The 21826-nt window shown below is 46.9% G+C and carries 14 protein-coding genes; 4 read left to right on the top strand and 10 right to left on the bottom strand.

Annotation, left to right across the window (positions count from 1 at the left end):
* Positions 1–130 precede the first annotated feature (130 nt).
* The gene (locus tag QUA36_RS21740; protein WP_333165734.1) at positions 131–790 is read left to right on the top strand and encodes a pentapeptide repeat-containing protein; all 660 of its coding nucleotides are present in this window, start codon (positions 131–133) and stop codon (positions 788–790) included.
* Between the two features lie 196 nt (positions 791–986).
* Here QUA36_RS21740 and QUA36_RS21735 read toward each other — a convergent pair whose 3' ends face one another.
* The 4 genes from QUA36_RS21735 to acnB form a co-directional block, all read right to left on the bottom strand.
* A complete protein-coding gene (locus QUA36_RS21735; RefSeq protein ID WP_333165736.1) occupies positions 987–1367 on the bottom strand; it encodes a cupin domain-containing protein in 381 nt (126 codons plus the stop codon).
* Positions 1368–1468: 101 nt separating this feature from the next.
* A complete protein-coding gene (locus QUA36_RS21730) occupies positions 1469–1924 on the bottom strand; it encodes a nucleic acid-binding protein (RefSeq protein ID WP_333459073.1) in 456 nt (151 codons plus the stop codon).
* 9 nt (positions 1925–1933) lie between these two features.
* Entirely contained in the window at positions 1934–2392 is a 459-nt protein-coding gene (locus tag QUA36_RS21725; RefSeq protein WP_333459072.1) for a hypothetical protein, read from the bottom strand.
* A gap of 253 nt (positions 2393–2645) precedes the next feature.
* Complete coding sequence (acnB, locus tag QUA36_RS21720) at positions 2646–5261, bottom strand: bifunctional aconitate hydratase 2/2-methylisocitrate dehydratase (RefSeq protein ID WP_333459071.1); 2616 nt, start codon at positions 5259–5261, stop codon at positions 2646–2648.
* 572 nt (positions 5262–5833) lie between these two features.
* Between acnB and QUA36_RS21715 the strand changes: the two genes are divergently transcribed.
* Complete coding sequence (locus QUA36_RS21715) at positions 5834–9964, top strand: EAL domain-containing protein (protein WP_333459070.1); 4131 nt, start codon at positions 5834–5836, stop codon at positions 9962–9964.
* A 448-nt stretch (positions 9965–10412) separates the two neighbouring features.
* On the opposite strand, the gene QUA36_RS21710 is transcribed toward QUA36_RS21715, so the two are convergent.
* The 6 genes from QUA36_RS21710 to QUA36_RS21685 form a co-directional block, all read right to left on the bottom strand.
* Complete coding sequence (locus tag QUA36_RS21710) at positions 10413–14960, bottom strand: PAS domain S-box protein (protein WP_333459069.1); 4548 nt, start codon at positions 14958–14960, stop codon at positions 10413–10415.
* A 995-nt stretch (positions 14961–15955) separates the two neighbouring features.
* Positions 15956–16144, bottom strand: coding sequence for a hypothetical protein (locus QUA36_RS21705; RefSeq protein WP_333459068.1), 189 nt, complete (start codon positions 16142–16144; stop codon positions 15956–15958).
* A gap of 217 nt (positions 16145–16361) precedes the next feature.
* Entirely contained in the window at positions 16362–17315 is a 954-nt protein-coding gene (mdh, locus tag QUA36_RS21700) for a malate dehydrogenase (protein ID WP_333165751.1), read from the bottom strand.
* Between the two features lie 109 nt (positions 17316–17424).
* Positions 17425–17640 carry an NAD(P)H-quinone oxidoreductase subunit O gene (locus tag QUA36_RS21695; protein ID WP_015178120.1) on the bottom strand — a complete coding sequence of 72 codons (216 nt, stop codon included), beginning with the start codon at positions 17638–17640 and terminating at the stop codon, positions 17425–17427.
* Between the two features lie 187 nt (positions 17641–17827).
* A complete protein-coding gene (locus QUA36_RS21690) occupies positions 17828–18790 on the bottom strand; it encodes a DNA-formamidopyrimidine glycosylase (RefSeq protein WP_333459067.1) in 963 nt (320 codons plus the stop codon).
* A 2-nt stretch (positions 18791–18792) separates the two neighbouring features.
* Positions 18793–19176 carry a photosystem I reaction center subunit IV gene (locus QUA36_RS21685; RefSeq protein WP_333165755.1) on the bottom strand — a complete coding sequence of 128 codons (384 nt, stop codon included), beginning with the start codon at positions 19174–19176 and terminating at the stop codon, positions 18793–18795.
* A gap of 289 nt (positions 19177–19465) precedes the next feature.
* Between QUA36_RS21685 and QUA36_RS21680 the strand changes: the two genes are divergently transcribed.
* Both QUA36_RS21680 and QUA36_RS21675 read left to right on the top strand, forming a co-directional pair.
* Positions 19466–20161 carry a dihydrofolate reductase family protein gene (locus QUA36_RS21680; RefSeq protein ID WP_333459066.1) on the top strand — a complete coding sequence of 232 codons (696 nt, stop codon included), beginning with the start codon at positions 19466–19468 and terminating at the stop codon, positions 20159–20161.
* Between the two features lie 105 nt (positions 20162–20266).
* Positions 20267–21463 (top strand): GNAT family N-acetyltransferase, encoded by a 1197-nt coding sequence (locus QUA36_RS21675; RefSeq protein WP_333451109.1) that lies wholly within the window; start codon positions 20267–20269, stop codon positions 21461–21463.
* Positions 21464–21826 lie beyond the last annotated feature (363 nt).

The raw sequence follows: 21826 nt of genomic DNA, 5'->3' as shown, positions 1-21826 counted from the left end.
GTCAATAATTATTGCATATTGTGTACACAATAGGGTGATGATTGTCACAGTTTATCAAAGAGACTGATCACCCAACCCTCTTTAATAATGTGCGATATTATTAAAGAGAGATATTGCTGAGGGTGGGTATATGAAACTTGGGATTTTAACAACAACAGGGCTGCTGATTGCGATCGGTTGTGCCTCGGGAGTAAAGGCAGAAAACGTATCGCACGTCAAGCAATTATTAGAAACTAAAAAATGTAGCCAATGTGACTTGACAGGAGCGCAGCTTGCTGGTACTGATTTGACTGGCGCAGATTTGAGCGGTGCGAACCTGAGCGGTGCGAACCTGAACGGTGCAAATTTGAACGAAGCCAAACTGAATGAAGCAAATCTGAAACAAGCTAAATTGCAAGGTGCAAGTTTAATTGCGGCTAAAATGCACGGGGCTAATTTGGAGAGTGCTGATTTGAGCCGCGCTAATCTGAGTTTGGCGGGTTTAGTGATTGCGAGTTTGAAAAATACCAACCTCACCAGTGCTAATTTAATCGGCGCTAATTTAGAAAGCGCAAATTTGGCGGGTGCAAACCTGAGAAATGCTCGCCAGTCTGTAGCGAATTTAGCTAATGTCAGCCTCAAAGGTGGCAGTTTGTCTGGAATAGACGTACAGGGAGTCAACTTGCGGGATGCAAATTTGACTAATGCAAATTTGAACGGTGCTAATTTGAACGGTTCGGACTTGACAGGTGCTAATTTAAAGAATGCCAATATGGCAAATGTAGATTTGAAAAACGCTTCTTTGCCGTAGGATGATCGCCAATTGCTATATCAAATTCTGGTGCTTAACAAAGTTAGTATAATAAGGTAGGGGCAATTATGAAATTGCCCCTAAATTTTTAATTGTAGGACTTATCTTGTTTCCGATCGCTGCGTAGCGTAGATGATTGTTCGGTGTGCGAAGCTTTTCCTTAGCGTCTGCGATTGTTTCATATTTGGATCTCGGATCAATCTTCCTCGTGAGAATCTTGGGCGAAGCGGATAATGTCATCATCGCCGAGGTATTCACCATTTTGGATTTCGATCATCACCAGGGGAATAACGCCTGGATTTTCTACGCGGTGAGCAGTATTCATGGGAACGTAGGTTGACTGTTTCTGCATGAGAATCGTCTCTTTGTCATCGCAGATAACTTTAGCGGTACCGGAGACGACAACCCAGTGCTCGCTGCGGTGATAGTGCATTTGGGTGCTGATGTGATGCCCCGGCTTGACTTCAATGCGATTGATCTTATAACGATCGCCCGCATCTATTACTGTAACTTGACCCCAGTAGCGGGTTTGTGTGCGATCGTCAATTTTTTCGATTGTGTCCACTGTTTCCACCATCCTGTTTATCTCGCCAACGGTGTCTGTCAAAATATCTGTAGTTCAAAGTATAGCAGGGATTGGCTAAGTGCGTAAGTGCGTAAGTGCGATCGATTTCAACATTACTCAATTAGCCGCCATTCACGAGCATCCACAAATTGCGACAAATGCCCCACATTTGTTGTAGCAATTACCACCTGATTTCCTTCACTAGCCTCCAATATTGCTTGAGCCGCCAAAATCACATCCCCGTCAAGTGCATTGGCTTCTGCGGTTGGTCTTCCTCTCATTCTCGCGTCAGCCCACAACTGAGCCGCTAGAAGCATTACCTCCGAAGTCAAAGGACGGTAGGGGATTTGCGATTTAAGTTGATCAAGTCGTCTAATACCTTCCGTTTTACCTGCACGAATTAATTCGCGCCTCACCTCATAGTCAGCAATTTCAGGAAGCATGACAATGTAACCTTTTAGCGGCAAAGATTGCAGCCAGACTTTACCCTCTTGAGATAAAGGAGAGTCGGCTTTGGGATTTGTAACAATTCCTAATGGCCCCGAATCTAACAACACTATTCTGCTCATGGAATGCTCTTATATATGCACGGGGCTTTCTTCTAGTGCCTTGCGGAGAACTTCAGCGGTTTCTGTTTGCTCCTGTTCATCTCCATCATCTACCCAAGACTGTAACAGCTTGCTCAGAGCTTCGTGCTGCTGTAAAGGATCGATAATTTCTGGTTTTTCGTTATCCTCATTTCCTTCCTTTAGCCCCGCTAGCATTACTCTGGTCATAGCTTGATTTCTGTTGATACTTCCCTCCTTCGACAGTTTAGTAAAATCTACATTTTCAGGTGTGTCGGCGGGTTCCGACAATCCTGGCTTAACTGTCACAGTTTCCAGAAATAACCTCATCATTTTAAGCAAATTAGGCCAATATTCTCTCGGAGTTTGCTGAATTACACTGAGAAACTCTACCATTTCATTACCAATGCGAATTTCTGGCACTGAAGTTGGTGTCTCTGGGTTTTCAGTGATTAAAGCTCGTTCAGACATACTTTTTTTCTCCTCAAGCGGATTTATAGGGATTGGCAGGTCGATATCCTGGATCGGAATTAGAGACTGGCGATCGAACTCGCCTCTACTTATATTTTAAACAAAAAACGGGGGATGATTCATGGAGATTCTGGGATTTGTTGTAACCGCAGATGTCAGCGGATTAACACAAATGAACGCAGATAAAATTCATCTGCGTACACCTGCGTTCATCTGCGTTTCAAGATAAGCAGTTCGCTGAGTTTCGACGAAATTACTTGCTCAAAACACCATCAGGAATCCCCAAAAGATCCTCAATGCGAGGCATATCTTCCAAAGCAATCACTCGTCCTTCATCCTCAAAACCGGCAATTTGATCGAAATTCAAATACCGATACAAATCACCCGCAAAAGGATCGATTCTTTTAGACACAATGTCATTGTATTCTTGGACTGTAGGAATGCGACCTAACAGCGAACAAACGGCCGCCAATTCCGCCGAACCGAGATAAACTTGTGCATCTTTGCCCATACGGTTGTTAAAGTTGCGAGTAGAAGTTGAAAAAACCGTTGTCGCATCTTTAACCCGCGCTTGATTGCCCATACAAAGACTGCAACCGGGCATTTCTGTACGCGCTCCAGCGGCTCCAAAAATGCTGTAATAACCTTCTTCTTTGAGTTGCTGTTCGTCCATCCGAGTTGGCGGACAAATCCACAGGCGAGTTTTGACTTCGCCTGCACCTTCCAACACCTTGGCAGTGGCGCGGTAGTGACCGATATTTGTCATGCAAGAACCGACAAATACTTCGTCAACCCGATCGCCCGCAACCTCACTCAACAACTTAACATTATCCGGGTCATTGGGAGCAGCCACAATGGGTTCTTTAATCTCGTTCAGATCGATTTCGATGATTTCAACGTATTCCGCATCAGCATCCGCCTCCATCAGCACCGGATTTGCCAGCCATTCCTCCATCTTAGCCACCCGGCGCATCATCGTCCGCGCATCTTGATAGCCCCGCGCCACCATGTTTTTCAGCAGCGCGACATTGGAGCGAATGTACTCGGAAACAGTCTCCACGCTCAATTTAATCGTGCATCCAGCGCAAGAACGCTCGGCCGTCGCATCTGTCAATTCAAAAGCCTGCTCGACCTTCAAATCGGGCAAACCTTCAATCTCCATAATCCGCCCAGAAAAGATGTTTTTCTTGTTCTGTTTCGCGACGGTTAGCAAACCTTTTTGAATTGCTACATAGGGAATGGCATTCACAACATCCCGCAACGTTACTCCCGGCTGCAATTCACCTTTGAACCGCACTAAAACCGATTCCGGCATATCCAAAGGCATGACGCCCAATGCCGCAGCAAATGCCACCAATCCCGAACCCGCAGGAAAGGAAATTCCCAAAGGAAAACGAGTGTGAGAATCGCCGCCAGTTCCCACTGTATCCGGCAATAACATTCGGTTCAGCCAAGAGTGAATAATGCCATCTCCGGGGCGCAAAGCTATGCCGGCGCGTTCTGCCATGAAATCGGGCAATTCATGGTGAGTTTTGACATCAACTGGTTTTGGATAAGCGGCGGTGTGGCAGAAACTTTGAATTACCAAATCAGCGCTAAATCCCAAACAAGCAAGTTCTTTCAATTCGTCCCGAGTCATCGGCCCGGTGGTATCTTGCGAGCCGACTGTTGTCATGACTGGTTCACAAGATGTACCGGGACGAACGCCGGACAAACCGCAAGCTTTCCCTACCATTTTTTGTGCTAAAGTGAAGCCTTTGCCTGTATCTACTGGGATTGTAGGACGGGTAAAAATAGTGCTAGGTTCTAGTCCTAAAGCTTCGCGGGTTTTGTCTGTTAAAGTGCGTCCAATTAATAGCGGAATTCGACCACCGGCGCGAACTTCGTCTAGAATTGTGTCGGGTTTGAGGGTGAAGGTGGAGATGATTTCTCCGGCTTCGTTGGTAATTTCGCCTTTGTAGGGATGGATGGTAATTACCATTCCTGTTTCCATTTGGGAGACATCGCATTCGATCGGCAAAGCGCCGGAATCTTCAGCGGTATTGAAGAAAATCGGGGCGATCGCACTTCCTAAAATATAACCGCCGCTGCGCTTGTTGGGCACAAACGGAATATCATTGCCAATGTGCCACAGCACGGAATTAATCGCCGATTTCCGCGAAGAACCGGTACCGACAACATCACCAACATAGGCTACCGGATGGCCTTTTTGCTTCAAATCTGCAATGGTTTGCAAAGATCCTGGCATCTTACTTTCCAGCATCGCCAAAGCGTGTAGGGGAATGTCCGGCCGCGTGGTAGCATGAGGTGCTGGCGACAAGTCGTCAGTATTGGTTTCTCCAGGAACTTTGAAGACTGTAACGGTAATCGCTTCTGGCAACACAGGACGACCCGTAAACCACTCGGCATCCGCCCAAGAATCGACTACCTGCTTGGCATAGGGATTGGTATCAGACAAAGCTATAACGTCATGGAAAGCATCGAATACTAACAACGTTTTGCTCAGTGCCCGGGCGGCGGTGGCGGGAATTGCAATTTCGGCAGTGGGATTGAGCAAATCGATTAAAGATTGCACGTTGTAACCGCCCATCATTGTCCCCAGCAGGTAAACTGCCCATTTGGGAGCAATTAGGGGGCTGTGGATTTCGCCTTTAGCAATACCGGTTAAAAAACCAGCTTTGACGTAGGCGGCGCTGTCTACTCCGGGTGGGACGCGATCGCGCAATAATTCTATTAAGGTTTCTTCTTCTCCAGCCGGCGGATTTTTCAGCAGTTCACACAGTTCCGACGTTTGCTGGGCGTCTAGCGGCAGCGGGGGAATTCCCAAAGCTGCCCGTTCGGCAGCGTTACGGCGGTAAGATTCAAGCATTTCTCCTCTCTCCTGGGATAGTTTCAGTGGTTGGCAAGCAGATGACTTTACTTTTTAGATTAGGAGCTTCCGCTGCACATTGGGTAAAGTACCTCGCTCTACATAAAAACTTAACGCAACTTTAAAAACAGTAGATTGTCATACCAAAGAGAGATGTGTTCTTCACCGGGAGTGCAAAATATCAAACTCCTGCCGAGCAGTTTAGAGGCCTTCAGTTGCATTGTTGTGGTTAAGATTAATGTGTTGTGGGGTACTTTTGATCGTCCTCTGCATCCATCCCTGACAACTCAAGCTAGGGAAGCATTTGTCAATGAGCAATTATGCTCAGAATTTACTCTGATTATGGGTACAAAACTCAGATTGGCGCGATCGAGGAATCATGCCAAGCGCCATATTTATGCCTACCCACTCCCAAATCGCGAATTTTCTACTCCTAGAAAAGCTGTTTTTTTGAGTAATCTTACTGATTGACAAATGAAATTAAGTCTTCAGTTGTTACTAATGCTCTGCGTCTGAAATCGTCATTTACCACAAGTTTAAAAAAGTTGTCCTGCTAATGGATAGATTGAAAAATGGAAAGTTTTATCCCTGAAAACTCTGAAGACTCTCACGGCTGGGCCTCCAAGCCAGATTTGTACAAAGAGCTGCAAGGAACCAAAGAATTACTGCTGACGATCGCCAACTCGATGCCGATGCCCCTGATCGTGAGCAGTCTGGCGGACGGCACAATTCTTTATAGCAATGATTTATGCCGTCAGGCTTTCGGGTTCACAGGATTCAAGTCGATCGACCGCCAAAAAGCCGAAATGCTGTACCACAAAGCTGCAGAGCGCCAAGAATTGCTGTTGCGGCTCGCCCACAACGGACACGTCCGCGAGACAGAAATCCGGCTTAAAAAAGCTGACGGCACGCTATTTTGGGCAAGTGTATCGATGCGGTATCTGACATTGGTGTCGGGAAAAGCTGTTCTCTCGGTGTTCAGCGACATTACGGATCGGAAGCGAGCGGCCGCCAAGGAGCAGGAATTGCTCACGTCAATCCACTCGCGGGCCCGCCAGCAAGCTGCCGTCGCTTACTTGGGGCAGCAGGCCCTCGCCGAAACAGATTTGTCCGCACTGATGGACAAAGCTGCGGTTTTAATTGCTCAAACCCTGGACGTTGATTATTGTCAGTTGTTAGAACTGTTGCCCTCTGGTCATGCTTTTCTCCTGCGAGCGGGGGTTGGCTGGCAGCCAGGCCTCGTCGGCAGCGCTACTGTTGCCGCTTCTGCCCGATCGCAAGCCGGTTACACATTGCTAGTGGGTGAACCGACAATCGTGGAAGATTTGCGGGTGGAAACACGCTTTAGCGAGTTGCCGCTGCTGCACAACCACCGCGCTGTCAGCGGCGTTACTGTGATCATTCCCGGCAATCGAGGACTGGGGAGCAACTGGGGACAAGCAGAACCAACGAACAGTTCCTCCTCGCAGGCCTGGGGCATTTTGGGGGTTCATACCAGCCAAAGGCGGGTTTTCAGTCAAGATGATGTTTATTTTGTAGAAGCGATCGCCAACGTGTTAGCTGCGGCGATCGAGCGGATTCGATCGCAAGAGCGCTTACAAATGATGGAACGGGCGATCGAAAGTTGCAGCAACGGCATTGCAATCACCGACGCCACCATTGCAGATAATCCGATTATTTATGTAAATCCTAGTTTTGAGCGGATTACTGGTTATAGCAGAGACGAGTTAATGGGGAAAAATTGCCGATTTTTGCAGGGTACAGACACTGACAGCCCCGCTGCCAAACAATTGCGAATTGCGATTGAAGAAGGGAGAGAATCTCAAGTTATATTACGCAACTTTCGGAAAGACGGCACGCCTTTTTGGCACGAACTGTCGATCGCTCCGATTTACAACTCGCGGCGACACTTAACCCACTTTATTGGAGTACAAACAGACATTACCGACCGCCAGCGCTCGGAAGAAGAATTATTTTTAAAGTCTCAAGCTTTAGCAGCTTTTAGCGCTAATCTCAAACACTTGCACCGGATTACAACTTATCATTATCAAAACTTTGAAGAACGGGTTGACGATTATCTAACAGCAGGCTGTTTGATGTTTGGACTTTCTATAGGGATCATGGCTGAAGTTGAGAGCGAAACTTTTATTGTCCAAGCAGCGAAAACAGATTTAGGATACTTCGTGCGAGGCTTAGAATTGAACCTCAGCGATACTTACTGCGCCGCAGTCATTAAGCTCAACAAAACAGTTGCGTATTCTCATATAGGAGCAGACATAGAGATGCGCGAACATCCAGCTTATCAAAGCTGCAAATCAGAATCTTACATCGGAACGCCGATATTTGTTAACAATAAAACCTACGGAACTTTAAGTTTTAGTTCGCCAGAAATAAAAAAAAGGAAGTTCAAGTATGAGGAGATAGAAATTATAGAATTGATGGCTCAAAGTATTGGCAAAATTCTGGCGGTTCACCAAATGGAAGTCGAACGCCAGCAAGCTGAAAAAGAGCGATGCGAGTTAATAGTATCACTCAAAGAAAGTGAAGAACGCTATCGCCGTTTAGTAGAACTATCTCCCGAAGCGATCGCCGTTCACAGTCAAGGGAGAATCGCCTACATCAATGCTGCCGGCGCGAAACTCCTCGGTGCGATCTCTCCCGAAGCGCTCATCGGCTTTCCCGTATTGCATTTCGTCCATCCAAACTATGTGGAAACTGCCAAAGAGCGCATCCGGCTAGTCGAGACAGAAAATCAGCCGATCGACCTTGCCGAACAAAAACTGATTCGGTTCGATGGACAAATAATAGACGTTGAAGTTGTCGGCATCCCCGCTACTTATCAAGGCTCAACCGCCGCCCAGATTATTATCCGAGATGTCACCGAGCGCAAGCGAGTAGAACGGGAACTGCTGCACGGCGCTTTTCACGATGCGCTGACAGGTTTGCCCAACCGCGTTTTGTTCCTAGACAGGCTAGGACAAGCCATCCGCCGAGCCAATCAGTCCCCGGATTACAAATTTGGTTTACTTTTCCTCGATTTAGACCGCTTCAAAGTAGTTAATGATTCTTTAGGACACGTTTTAGGAGACAAACTGCTAATCGCCCTAGCCCAGCGACTGCAAACCTGCGTCCGGGTTTCTGATACCGTCGCCCGGCTGGGGGGAGACGAATTCACCATCCTGCTAGACCACATTCAGAGCCTCAGCGACGCCACCCTCGCAGCTAAAAAGATACAAAAAGAACTGACGAAGCCGTTTCATATCGAAGGGCACGAAGTATTTACCACCGCTAGCATTGGCATTGTTTTCAGTCGAGGCGAAGCCACCGACAGTGGGGAATCGAATCCGTACACTCACCCGGAAGAATTCCTACGCGATGCTGACATCGCTATGTACCGCGCTAAAGCTTTGGGTAAGGCCCGCCACGAAGTGTTTAATTTGGCGATGCACGACCAAACTATGTCGCTGTTGCAGTTAGAAACTGACCTGCGGTTGGCTATTTTGGGCAAGGAGGAATTAGGAGAGAGCAAGGATCAATGTTCGCACTTTATTGTGCACTACCAACCGATTGTTTCGATCGCCAGCGGTGCGCTCGAAGGTTTTGAGGCCTTGGTGCGCTGGCATCACCCAGTTCGGGGTCTAGTTCCGCCGTCTACTTTTATCCCTGTAGCTGAAGAAACAGGTTTGATCGTGCCTCTGGGAGCCTGGGTGTTGCGGGAAGCTTGTCAGCAATTGCGGATTTGGCAAGAAATGTTAACCGAGGAACAGGGAAGAAGTCCAATGGAAGTCGGAACAAGGCCCTTCGACTCCCTTGGGCTGCACTCAGGACAAGTTGCTCAGGGTAACAAGAAGGAAGAAGGCGCTTCGACTTCGCTCAGGGTAACAACAGGGAAGAGGACAACGGGCAATGTAGGGAATTTAACTGATGTAACAGATACAGGGCATGAGGAACACGGAACTTTTACTGAGCGTAGCCCCAGTATTAGTCACAGAAAAGAAAGAATAGGTAAAAAATTACCAATTCCCAGTTACCAATTCCCGATTACCGATTTCCACTCATCTATTACCAATTCCCAATTCCCAATTACCAATACTTCGGCTACGTTCAGTACAACTGCCCAGGTACCAATTCCTAATTTTAAATTACCAATTATTGATCCTTCGCAATTAACAATGAGCGTCAATCTCTCTCCTAAACAGTTAGGTTTTCCGAATTTAATTGAGGAAATCGATGAAATTTTAGCAGAAACGGGCTGCGCTCCGAGCTGTTTAAAATTGGAGATTACTGAAAGCGCGATCGTGGAAAATGTCAAGAAAGCCAATATTGTGCTAGCCCAATTAAAAAATAGAAATATTCGATTGTCGATCGACGATTTCGGTACTGGCTATTCGTCTTTGAGTTACTTGCACCGTTTTCCGCTGGATACACTGAAGATCGATCGATCTTTTGTAAGTCGCTTAGGGGCTGTGGAAAATGGTGACGACGGGGGCCAGCCTTTGCAGATTGTGCGGGCGATCGTAACTTTGGCTCACAATTTGGGATTGAATGCGATCGCCGAAGGTGTAGAGACACCCGAACAATTATCACAGCTTCGAGAACTAGACTGCGAATTAGCTCAGGGATATTGGTTTTCTAAACCTTTGGACAGTTCTACCGTGACAGAAATGCTGATCAATCTCGGTAATAGAGCAATTATGGACTGAGTGAGGGACAGATTGGTAAATTGTGCGTCACCCCGTGAAGACATTTTTGCTACAAACTCACAATCTCAAAACTGATGCACCGGCCCGAGAAATTCTCTTTTTAAAACCGCAGATGATGGCAGATAAACACAGATTAACGCAGATGAATTAGATCCATTCCGGTTGCATTGTCGGTAATTGTTGACTATTGACTGGATTTTATCAGGACGATGCTACCGGATTTGATATGGTTGACAATTACAAAACTGACGCACCGTAACGCTTTCGCAATTGCCAATTGCCAATTATATCATTTCCGGTTACACTCATACATGATGTTGACTGTTGACGGTTGACTGTTGACGCCGTGAACAGTGAACAGTCAACAGTCAACCGTCAACTCGAATTTACTATTCCGATGCTAACGGATTTGATATTACAACTTACCAATTCCCCATTAACAATTAGCTTAGAGGGGAATCTCGATCGCCAATTCAGTACCCTGTCCCGGCGAAGAAGTACATTTCAGCGAACCTTTGTGTCTGTCTGTAACAATTTGATAGCTAATTGACAAGCCCATCCCAGTGCCTTTACCCACAGGTTTAGTGGTAAAAAACGGGTCAAAAAGCCGAGTGCCGACCGTCTCCGGTATTCCCGGCCCGTTGTCAGCAATCCGAATGATTACCTTGCCCGCTGGCGATATTTCAGTGCGGATGCGGATGTGGCTGGGCTGTTCCCGCATTTCCTCAGCAGAACGACGCAGATCCCGTTCTTCCAAAGCATCCAAAGCATTGCTCAAGATATTCATAAATACTTGATTTAACTGTCCGGCATAACATTCTACTAAGGGCAGTTCAGCGTATTCTTTAATCACCTCAATTTCTGGATGATTGTGTTTAGCTTTGAGCCGGTGCTGCAAAATCATCAGGGTGCTATCTATGCCCTCGTGGATGTTGACTGCTTTCATTTCCGCTTCGTCCATGCGGGAAAATGTGCGGAGAGAAGCAACAATTTGTTGAATTCTGTCTGCACCGACTTTCATTGAAGAAAGCAACTTGGGCAGGTCTTCCATCAGGAAGTCTAGTTCAATATTGTCTACTTCCTCTTGAATTTCCGGGACTGGATCGGGATAGTGATTTTGGTAAAGTTCGATCAGGTGTAGCAAGTCTTGAGTATAGTCGTTGGCGTGGGTGAGATTGCCGTAAATAAAGTTAACTGGGTTGTTTATTTCGTGGGCGACTCCTGCCACAAGTTGACCGAGACTTGACATTTTTTCATTTTGAATTAACTGCGATTGAGTGCTGGTTAATTTCTGCAAGGTTTGTTCTAATTCGATAGCTTTATTGCGAGTCTGGGCGTAAAGATCGGCTTGGTTGAGAGCGATCGCCAATTGAACTGTAATCGCTTGCAACAATTCTACTTCGCTGTCGCTCCAGGGTCGTACAGAACAGCAGGAGCAGCAGCTAACTGCACTTATTACCCCAGAAAGTGCCTGCATGGGAATGATTAATACAGATTGGTAGCCCATCGATCGAACGATTTGTTTCCAAACAGGATCTGCGACTGTTTCGACATCATCCACCCGCAGCATTTCCATCTGCAATACTTTTTCTCCCACAGGACCGAAGTCGGAAGCTTGATAGCTACCTGTTAAATCGGGAAGTTCCCGAAGGCGAGATTCTTTAATAATTTCCCAGAAAGGCTCCTCTCCGTCGTCGCGATACCAGGCAAAATTGCAACGATCGATCTGCAGGAAAGCGCGAATTTCCTTAACTGCGACTGTAACGATGCTGTCGAAATCGAGGGAATTGCGGATTTGAGTAGTGAGGTTGTTGAGCAATTTTTCTCGCTCGGCCTGCTGCTTGAGTTGGGCTTCCGATCGCCTCAAGGCAATTTCTCCCCGCTTGCGATCGGTAATGTCTTCGGTGACAGCTAATAGATATTGCGGTTTGCCATCAGCATCGAGTATTGCTGTTTTCTTGGTATGAAATATCCGCGTTTCTCCTTGGCTTGTTTCAATCTCTTCTTCGGCGATTTCTACAATTTGCCCGCTGTTGAGCACTTCCCGGTCTTTGGCGGTAAAAAAATCAGCTTGTTCTGTTGGGAAAAAGTCGTAATCATTTTTGCCCATAACTTCTGCTGCACTGAAACCGAGTAACTGTTCAGCTACTGGGTTCCACAGAACAAACCGCAGTTCTTGGGCATTCTTGGCAACCACTCCTACGGGTATGGTTTTGAGCACTGACTCCATAAACTGTTGAGCGTGTTGCAGTTCTGCTTCTGCCTGTTTGCGATCGCTAATATCTCGGACGTTTGCAATGATGCTGAGATTGCCGTTGAGATGAATTCTGGACAGGGCAACTTCTGCATCAAAAGTTGAACCGTCGTTGGGACGCCTCGCTTTCCATTCCACGCGACCTGTTTCGCCTGCTAATACTCTTTCCCAAAGTTCTTCCATTTGTTCAATGGGATTGTCGTCTGTTGAATAGTCGTTTTTAATTGATAATTTTGTTGCTTGCTCACGGGTAACTCCGTACATTTCTAACATTCGATTATTGACATCAAGAATGTTTCCTTCTAAATCGTGAATAAAGATAGCATCGTAGACATTGTTAAATATGGTTCGCAGGTTTTGCTCGGAAACTAGCAGCGCTGCTTCTGCCTGTTTACGATCGCCAATTTCTTGTTCTAATTGCGTGACTGCTTGGGAAAGTTCAGCCGTGCGATCGCTTACTCTGTCTTCTAACTCGACTGCTGATTGCCGTAGTGCTGCTTCGGCGGCTTTGCGATCGGTAATGTCGAGCGCCGTACCGAACAGTTTTACCACCTTGCCGTTCGCATCGGTTTCGGCTTTGCCCACGGCGTTCAGGTATCGCAAGGTGCCGTCGGGACGGTAAAAGCGGTAGTCAAAATCGTAGGGAATGCCGAATTCAAGGCTCTGCTGTATTTGCCTTTGCCACAATTCCACATCTTCTGGATGGTACAAAGAGATTTGCTGCTCTACGCTGGGCGCTGCCGCAGCGGGTTCGAGTCCGTAGATGCGGAAGAGTTCTTCCGACCAAGTGACGGTATTCGTAGCTGGGTAGAATTCCCAATTGCCGACGTGGGCGACTCTCTGGGCTTCTTTTAGCTGCCGCTGGCTCTCGCGGATGGCGGTTTCGGCAACTTTGCGATCGGTAATGTCGAACAATACGCCGCAAAATACGATTTCGCCGTTCTCGCTGCGGGTGGGCATGGAGTCGCCCTGCCACCAGCGAATCTCACCGTCGGGCTTGACTAACCGTCCTTCGTAGTGCCAGAGGGAAAGGTTTTCTACGGCTTCGTTGACGGAGGCGATGTAGCTTTCCAAGTCTTCGGGGTGGACGCGGGAAATGAATGTATTCATGTCTCGCATCATTTCTGCTGCTGTGACGCCGCTGATATATTCGATGCGATCGCTCATGTAGTCAATGCGCCAAACTCCGTCACGGTTGCAAAACTGGAACAAAGCTCCGGGCATGGTGGCTGCGATCGTCCGAAACTTGGTTTCGCTGGCACTGAGGGCGGCAAAAGTCTGGCGCAGTTCTGCCGTGCGTGCTTCTACTCTGCGCTCTAGTTCTGCGTTGGCGTGTTGTAAGGCTGCTTCTGCTCGCTTGCGATCGGTAATGTCGGTGGCTGTACCGGTGGTGCCGAGGCAGTTTCCGGTTTCGTCGTAGAGGGCGATCGCGTTAAACATTAAATGTTTCATGCTGCCGTCTTTGGCGATTTGGGTGGTTTCGTACTGGAAAATTGATTCTCCGGCAAACAGGCGGGCGAACACTTCTAAATCTTTCTGGCTTTGTTCTGGTGTCGCAAAGTCGGAGAACGGCCGACCGATCATTTCTTCTGGTTCGTAACCGTAGATGTACTTAACTGCTGGGTTGACGAAGGTGTAGCGCCCGATCGCATCGACCGACCAAATCATGTCTTGGGAGGTTTCTACCAGGCTGCGGTATTTGGTTTCGCTGGCTTTGACCGCTTCTTCTGTTTTTTTGCGTTCCGTCATGTCGCGGGAGACGCCGACTGTCATTGTGATTTGGCCGTCTTCATTGCGGATGGGTGTTTTGACGGTGCTCCACAGCCGCACTTCTCCGTCGTAGCGAGTCACAGGTTCTTCGGCAATTTGCAGGGTTTGTCCGGTTTCAAATACGAAGGCGTCATCTTTAATGTACTGGAGAGTGTGGTCAGGTTCGGCGAAAGGTGCGTCTATGATGCCTTGCAGTTCCTCTTGACTCATGCCGTAATAGTCGCGGAAGGCTTGATTTGCCCAGACGATTTGGGCTTTGGGGCCTTTGACTAATACCATATCGGCGATCGAGTCGAGAATTTGGTGATATTTTTGCTCGCTGTCGCGGAGTTTCTGCTGCGTGGATTCGATTTGTGCTATTTGCCTCTGGGTTTGCAAGTGCAGTTCGGCTTGGTAGATGGCAACTGCTAAATGGTCGCCTACTTGTCTGGCAAATTCGATTTCGTCTTCTTGCCACTGGCGGGGTTGACCGCAGGAGTGAATGCACAGCAATCCCCACAAATGTTGCCCTTGCAGTAGGGGTACAACTAAGTTTGCTCTGATTTGAAATCGCTTGAGAATTTTGAGGTGACAGGGGCTCAACCGGGCTTTGTAGATGTCGGTGACTGCTTGAACGTATCCTTTGGCGTAGTTGGCTGCAAATTGTTCGCCGAAGCAGTGGTCGTGGACTTTTGCGCCCAAGGAAGGGCTGTATAGGGGCAGTACGTCTTCTGAGACTACTTCGCCGTCGTTCCAGTCGGATTCGGGAATGAAGCGGTAGACGGCGACTCGATCGGCCTTGAGGAGTTGCCGAACTTCGGTGGCTGTGATTTTGAATATTGTTTCTAAGTCTAGGGATTCACGAATTTTGCTAATAACTCCCATGAGCGCTTGCAGCTTTTTGAACCAAGTTTGAGACTGCGTTTCTCTTTCTAGGTGAGCTAGTTTCTCGCGCAGATTGCTGACTTCGTAATACAGGTATTCATGAAACATAATGCTTTTTCTTTAGTTATTTTGCGGTTTGTTATCCAGGTTGATGGCATCTCAATAGCGCTCTGCAAGTTGAGCCTGGTAACTCAAAAAGGCAAAGAACATATTCTCCTCCTTCTGCTAGCACTTAGCAGCTACTCAGGCTGCATTTCCGTATTTTTTCTAGATTGGGAGGTCAATCCACCATCTTAGAGTCCGTATATTTACTGGAAAAAGGCATAACTTGCTACTTCATAAAGTGCCAATTATTGAGAATTATGATAACAAAACTTACACATAAACCCTGTTTGTTAACGTAATTAAGTCAGGGAAGCTCCGAAAGTGGAAACAAGAAACCCGGTTCCCTTGCGGGATCGGGAGGAGCGTCTCTGGCTAATTTTGACATTGTTTTGGCTCGCCTTTGGTTGCAATTGTCACCTTTTTATTATTTACCGCAAACTCGATCTATGGTTTCCTTGGTTTGGCGAGCGAATATCCTGTTGCGATCGCATCTATTAAAATAAGTTTTAATAGATGCGATCGCCTTTTCTAGAGTTTTCATTAATTCTCGGTTTCTCTGTCCTAAATTAGATTTTATACAGCCTTTGGGGCAAGCCAATATTTTAGATATTTTTCCTTGCATTCTCATTGTTTTATGCGAGGGATTAGATTTTTTAAACTGATTACAATTCACCGAGTCAGAGGTTAGTTTTCGGTCAAACAGTTGAGGTAGTTGCAGGCTATGGTTAAATTGGCTCAACTCAAGGGCGATTATTGCCTACCGCAAAGGGTTCGCACGCGCGTTCGGGATAGCTTCGCAGGCGCGGAGACTTTTTGGCAGATTTTTGCGACTTTTGACAAGTGTAAAAATTTTAGATAATACAAATATTTAGGCTATCACATTTTTGGGGAAAGTAAAGGTATTTCAAGCTTGATCAATAGAAATGGGGATCGCGAGGATTAAAGTTTGGGCGAAGTAATGATAAATTCCGTAGAAACTCGCATTTCGCTTTCTACCTTTAAACTGCCACCGTGTTGTTGGGCAATCCGATCGCGAGTGAGAGATAGCCAAAACCGACTGCTTCTGCTGTTGGTTTAGTAGTAAAGAAAAGATGCCAGATTTTTGCTTTAATTTCTAGAGAAACTCTGATGATATTGTCGCGCAGACCAAGTTCAACTGCTTTTGCCAGCTTTTGCGTTTTTACCAAATTTTTGAGAGTAAATTTTATATTTATTGATCGGTTCCTTGCGGCCATTTTTCGGTTTGTGAAATACAGCCTAACAAACATGATTAATGATATTTATCAAAGCGCGCTTGAAATCCGAGAAGCCTAATTCCGACAGAGCGATCGCACTGTCATACTCAATATAAATTATTATATTGAAGTGGCGATCGGCTGCTATGTTCAAGGAACTGCTACAAGCTTAAGAAGCAGTTTTCAGTATCGCCTTGGCTTCCTCAATATTCTCGGCAACCAATTTGCCCGACTCGATAAAGGCTGCTCTTTCGGTATCGCTGAGTTCGAGTTCCACTATTTGTTCTACTCCCTGATATCCCAAGCGGCAGGGTACTCCTAAAAAGATATCTTGCACGCCGTATTCGCCGTGCAAATAAACGCAGCAAGGCAAGAGTCGCGACTGATTAAATAAAATAGATTCTACCATCAAACAGGCAGAAGATGCGGGTGCAAAATAAGCACTACCAGTCTTCATCAATTCGACAATTTCTGCGCCGCCGTGGCGAGTCCGCTGTACGAGTCGATCGATCGCCCCAGCATCCATAAGTTGATTGATGGGAATACCGTTGACAGTGGAATAGCGGGGCAAAGGAACCATTAAATCGCCGTGAGAACCGATGACAGTTGCATTGATTTCAGCATTTGAAACGCCCAATTCCATGGCAATAAAAGTTTGAAAGCGGGCGGAGTCGAGAACTCCCCCCATACCCATGACTCGGTGTTTGGGCAAATCCGCAGCTTCCCAAGCTAAATAAGTCATGATATCTAGGGGATTGGTGATGACGATTAAGATTGCTTCGGGAGAATGCTCGATCGCCTGTTTTGAGGCTTCGGTGACAATTCGAGCATTGATTTTTATTAAATCTTCGCGATTAATGCCGGGTTTGCGGGGCACTCCGGCGGCAATTACTATGATATTTGAGTTTGCCGTATCTGTATAATCATTTGTACCAACAATTTGGCGATCGTGGCGTTCCACTCCCCTAGCTTCCATCAAATCCAAAGCAACGCCCTGCGGCCAACCCTCCACAATATCTAGCAATACTACATCTGCCAGATTTTTCTCAGCAATTCGCTGGGCTAACGTACTACCGACTTTGCCTGCACCAATAATTGATACGCGGTTTGATGGAGAATTCATTAGATTTTAGATTTTAGATTTTAGATTTTAGCAATCAGCTTAATTGGGGAAAGGTGCGCGGTATGCACCCTTCGCTACATTAAGAACAGTGATGTTTAGTTTTGGTGAGTTACTTAAAATCTTCGAGTTGGTCTACCCGCAGCCAAATATTCGGGGTGGGAACTTTGCCAAATTTGACGAAGGCGTAGTCGCCGCGAACATCCATCACTTCGCCCTTTGTTTCAAATATATACGAGGAAAAGCGCTGGTCGCTGGCTTTGGCTTCTAGACTGTTTTCCAATTTTTCGCGTACAGCGCGAACTATACTGCCTTTTTTGATTGCCATAACTTGCTTTGTTTAGTTTAAAAAACTATACAAATTTTAATCTAGATTTGGCTTGAAAGTCACTCGTCGATTGAAATCGCTACTAAACAAACGAAGTCCGCCTACGCGGACTAAGGAATAAAGGGGTGTGATTCGTGGGGTAAATCTACAATCTAAAATCTAAAGCCTAAAATCCATTGACTGCTTCCTATGTCTGACAAATGGGGCAAAAATGAGTCGATCGCCCTGCTAATTTTATACGTTCGATGGTTGCGGAGCAAGTGCGGCAGGGTTGGCCGGTGCGATTGTACACCCAAGCGACGCCGCCGTAGTTGCCGTTGACACCTTGGACGTTGAGAAAATTGCTAAAAGTGGTGCCGCCGGATGCGATCGCCTTCTGTAAAACTTGAATAATAGCTGTATGGATGCGTCCAATTTGCTCTGCGGTCAAATCCGCGCACAGATTTGTGGGCATCACTCCCGACAAAAACAAAGTTTCGTCTGCGTAAATATTTCCCAAACCAGCTATCAGTGACTGGTCTAGCAAAGCTGTTTTAATGGGTCGCACTCGCCGGTGCAGCTTGCGGGCCAAATATTCTGTTGTAAACTCGTCGGAAAACGGTTCTGGGCCTAAGAGTTTCAAACCGATGACTGTGCTCGAAACCTCGGTTTCTGCCGGCACGTACCACATTTGCCCGAAGGTGCGCTGGTCTACAAAGCGCAATTCTTGGTTTCCCTCAAAGAATAGCCGCACTCGCGCGTGTTTTTGCAGGGGTTCGGATCTGTTCACCCACAGCAGTTGTCCGGTCATCCGCAGGTGAACGCCCAGCCAGCCGGCTTTTGAAGGCAAAAGGGAGGGGGAGAAAGAAGGCGTTCGGGAAGAGTTTGGAGTTTGGGCAAGAAATTCTCCCACTCTCCCCCTCTCCCCCTCTCCCTCTCTCCCCCTTTCCCTTTCTCCTTCTGGGAATTGAGATAGTTCTGCCAGTAGATATTTGCCGCGTCTGTACCAGCGGGCGATCGACTTTCCTTTGAGTTGTGTCAAAAAATCGGTCGCAGAGATTGAGCGGGCGATCGTGCTGTTTAACAACACGTCCCCGCCCAACATTTCTCGATCGAGGGTTGCTTGATTCAAACCCCGGCAAATAGTTTCAACTTCTGGCAGTTCTGGCACAATTAGCGTTGTTCTGTTCCTTGACCTTGAGGCGAACCTTCGACCGTGCCGGTCACTTCGGCGCCCGGTTTGCTGCCCGTAGAAGTTTTCGGCTGCTGCGAGGGGGTACCGCTGCCAGTTTTCCGAGTCTTCTCGTCGAGCGTGGTTTGTTTGCCGCCGGAAGCTACTGGAGTCCCTGTTTTCGCTTTTGCTTTGGGTGCTGCCACTTCCACTAATTCGCTTTGGGCGAAGTTGTTGGTGTTGACGCCTGCATAATTTACGTTGTTAAAGCGAACGATAACTGGGTATTTAATGCCGCTTTGGTCTACCGTAGCAACGGTGCCCACTTCTTGATACCAGTAGGATTCTTTGCGGAGAATCCGGACTGTAGAACCGCGTTGAACCATGAGCTTTTTTTCCTTTGCGATGAATAAACGGATCAAGCCATTTTTTTTACTCTAGTCGATCGCGCGGCGCATTTAAAGTCTGCAACGGAATTTTTACCTCGCGCGTCGTTTTTTGTCTGCGGTTTGTAAAGAAAAGTAAATACTTTGGTAGGGCGATCGCTGCCGTTGCAAAATAAATAAACTCACATTATCCGTCAAATAAAACCAGTACGAGCGAGTTGAAAACAAACTTTACAAATAGTTATGAATTGGTACAGTTAAATGTTGTTCTGCGAAATTCTGATAAGGCATGACTGAACCTCACGCAACAGTAATACTCGCGATTAGTGCGGACGGTAAAATTGCAGATGCAGTACGATCGCCCGCGAGATTCGGTTCTGCCAACGACAAAGCGCACCTCGAACAGCAAGTAGCAGCAAGCGACGCCGTTTTGTTCGGCAACGGCACTTTACAGGCTTATGGAACGACGATGAGAGTGATTTCGCCGGAATTGGTCAAACAGAGGGAACAGCAAGGGAAGCCCCCACAACCGGTGCAAATTGTATGTTCGCGATCGTCCCAATTTGACCCAAATTTGCGATTTTTCCAGCAACCGGTGCCTCGCTGGCTGCTGACAGGGCAAGACAGTAGGGAAAGGGCATTGCCGTCTCCCTACGCGATGACAAACAGTAAGTTCGATCGAATTATCTATGCGAAAACCGTAGGTGGAGAGATTGATTGGATTGATGCGTTTCAACAGCTAGCAAGCTTCGGTATCAAACGCTTGGCGATTCTGGGCGGGGGAAAACTGGTAGCGTCTGTGCTGGCTGCAGGCTTGGTAGACGAACTTTGGCTGACGGTGTGCCCGTTAATTTTGGGCGGCGCGGATGCACCGACACCAGTGGAGGGAAAGGGTTTTTTGGCGAATCTAGCTCCGAAATTGGAGCTTTTGGCGGTTAAACAGGTGGGACAAGAGGTATTTTTGCATTATCGGGTCGATCGATAGTCGCGCATTTAACTGGTTCCCAAGAAGAGCCTGGTAACAAGTGTCGAACAGGGGAAATTATATTAACTTAAATGAAGTTCGATCGCTCTACGCACAAATCTCCCTATGCTGAAACAGCCAAAACCTCAATATTCTGTAGCCTGGATTAGCAAAATAGGCGAAATCCCGCAAGCGTCGTGGGATGCCCTAGCGATGCCACTAAAAACTCCATTTCTGGAATGGGATTGGCTGAACAATCTCGAAGTATCGGGCAGTGCAACAGGTAAAACCGGTTGGCTGCCGCATCACTTGACTGTGTGGCGAGACAAACAGTTGATTGCTTGCGCGCCACTTTATGTCAAAAGCCACAGCTACGGCGAATTTGTGTTCGACAATCAGTGGGCCGATTTAGCTCAACGTTTGGGTGTTCAATATTATCCCAAATTGATGGGAATGACGCCGTTTACTCCGGCTGAAGGCTATCGGTTTTTGATTGCCGAGGGAGAAGATGAAGACGAGTTAACGGGAGTAATGGTAAGCGCGATCGACCATTTTTGCGATCGCCACAATATCTCCGGCTGCAATTTCCTTTATGTCGATCCCGAATGGCGCGAAAGAATGGAACGCCACGGTTTCAGCAGTTGGCTGCACCACAGCTATATTTGGCAAAATCAAGGCTATCAAAATTTTGACAATTATTTAGGCGCATTTAATGCCAACCAGCGCCGCAATATAAAACGCGAACGCAAAGCAGTTGACCAAGCTGGTTTGTTGGTAAAAACGCTGACGGGCGATGAAATTCCCCAAGCTATGTTTGCTCAAATGTATGCTTTTTATGAGAATACTTGCGACAAATTTGGTTGGTGGGGAAGCAAGTATCTGACTAAGCGATTTTTTGAACAGTTGCACCACAATTATCGCGATCGAGTTTTATTTGTAGCCGCCTACGACAAGGAAGATGACAGACAGCCGATGGGTATGTCTTTTTGTTTGTATAAGGGCGATCGACTGTACGGGCGTTATTGGGGAAGTTTGCAGGAAATCGACTGCTTGCACTTCGATGCTTGTTACTATACGCCGATCGAATGGGCGATCGATCGGGGCATCCAAAGCTTCGATCCCGGTGCCGGCGGGAGGCACAAAAAACGGCGTGGCTTTCCAGCTACGCCAAACTATAGTTTGCACCGATTTTATAATAACCGTCTGGCCCAAATTCTCAAGTCTTATATCGGTCAAATCAACGAAAGAGAACAGGAAGAAATTGATGCAATCAACGAGGATTTACCTTTTACTAAGTTACCTCCGTTGTTACTCGGCGAGTGACGGTTGACTGGGAATTTGGAATTGGAAATTGGGAATTAGTAACAGCCCATCGGTGTCAACCTAATACTAAAGCCCTGTGTATATCTCGTTTGTATCGAAGTTTTGATTCCCATAAATCCCCTTTGAGAAAGGGGACTTTGAATGCTCTTTCCCCTTTATTAATGGGAGTTAGAGGGGGCGTAAGAATACTCTTGTCCCCCCCCTTATTAATAGGGGTTAGGGGGACTAGAAACTCAACTATAAACGATATTTATTATGGATTTTAGTCTTAAGTTGACACGAATGATAACAGTCAACAGTCAACAGTCAACAGTCAACAGTCAACAGTCAACAGTCAACAGTCAACAGTCAACAGTCAACAGT

The sequence above is a fragment of the Microcoleus sp. Pol10D4 genome, assembly GCF_036701555.1.
GTDB lineage: Bacteria > Cyanobacteriota > Cyanobacteriia > Cyanobacteriales > Microcoleaceae > Microcoleus.
This window is presented reverse-complemented; position numbering and strand designations above follow the sequence as displayed.

Excerpts from the sequence above, each read along its gene's own strand:
- QUA36_RS21740 (WP_333165734.1), top strand. The coding sequence starts at position 131 with ATGAAACTTGGGATTTTAACAACAACAGGGCTGCTGATTGCGATCGGT.
- QUA36_RS21735 (WP_333165736.1), bottom strand. The coding sequence starts at position 1,367 with ATGGTGGAAACAGTGGACACAATCGAAAAAATTGACGATCGCACACAA.
- QUA36_RS21730 (WP_333459073.1), bottom strand. The coding sequence starts at position 1,924 with ATGAGCAGAATAGTGTTGTTAGATTCGGGGCCATTAGGAATTGTTACA.
- QUA36_RS21725 (WP_333459072.1), bottom strand. The coding sequence starts at position 2,392 with ATGTCTGAACGAGCTTTAATCACTGAAAACCCAGAGACACCAACTTCA.
- acnB (WP_333459071.1), bottom strand. The coding sequence starts at position 5,261 with ATGCTTGAATCTTACCGCCGTAACGCTGCCGAACGGGCAGCTTTGGGA.
- QUA36_RS21715 (WP_333459070.1), top strand. The coding sequence starts at position 5,834 with ATGGAAAGTTTTATCCCTGAAAACTCTGAAGACTCTCACGGCTGGGCC.
- QUA36_RS21710 (WP_333459069.1), bottom strand. The coding sequence starts at position 14,960 with ATGTTTCATGAATACCTGTATTACGAAGTCAGCAATCTGCGCGAGAAA.
- mdh (WP_333165751.1), bottom strand. The coding sequence starts at position 17,315 with ATGAATTCTCCATCAAACCGCGTATCAATTATTGGTGCAGGCAAAGTC.
- QUA36_RS21695 (WP_015178120.1), bottom strand. The coding sequence starts at position 17,640 with ATGGCAATCAAAAAAGGCAGTATAGTTCGCGCTGTACGCGAAAAATTG.
- QUA36_RS21685 (WP_333165755.1), bottom strand. The coding sequence starts at position 19,176 with ATGGTTCAACGCGGTTCTACAGTCCGGATTCTCCGCAAAGAATCCTAC.
- QUA36_RS21680 (WP_333459066.1), top strand. The coding sequence starts at position 19,466 with ATGACTGAACCTCACGCAACAGTAATACTCGCGATTAGTGCGGACGGT.
- QUA36_RS21675 (WP_333451109.1), top strand. The coding sequence starts at position 20,267 with ATGCTGAAACAGCCAAAACCTCAATATTCTGTAGCCTGGATTAGCAAA.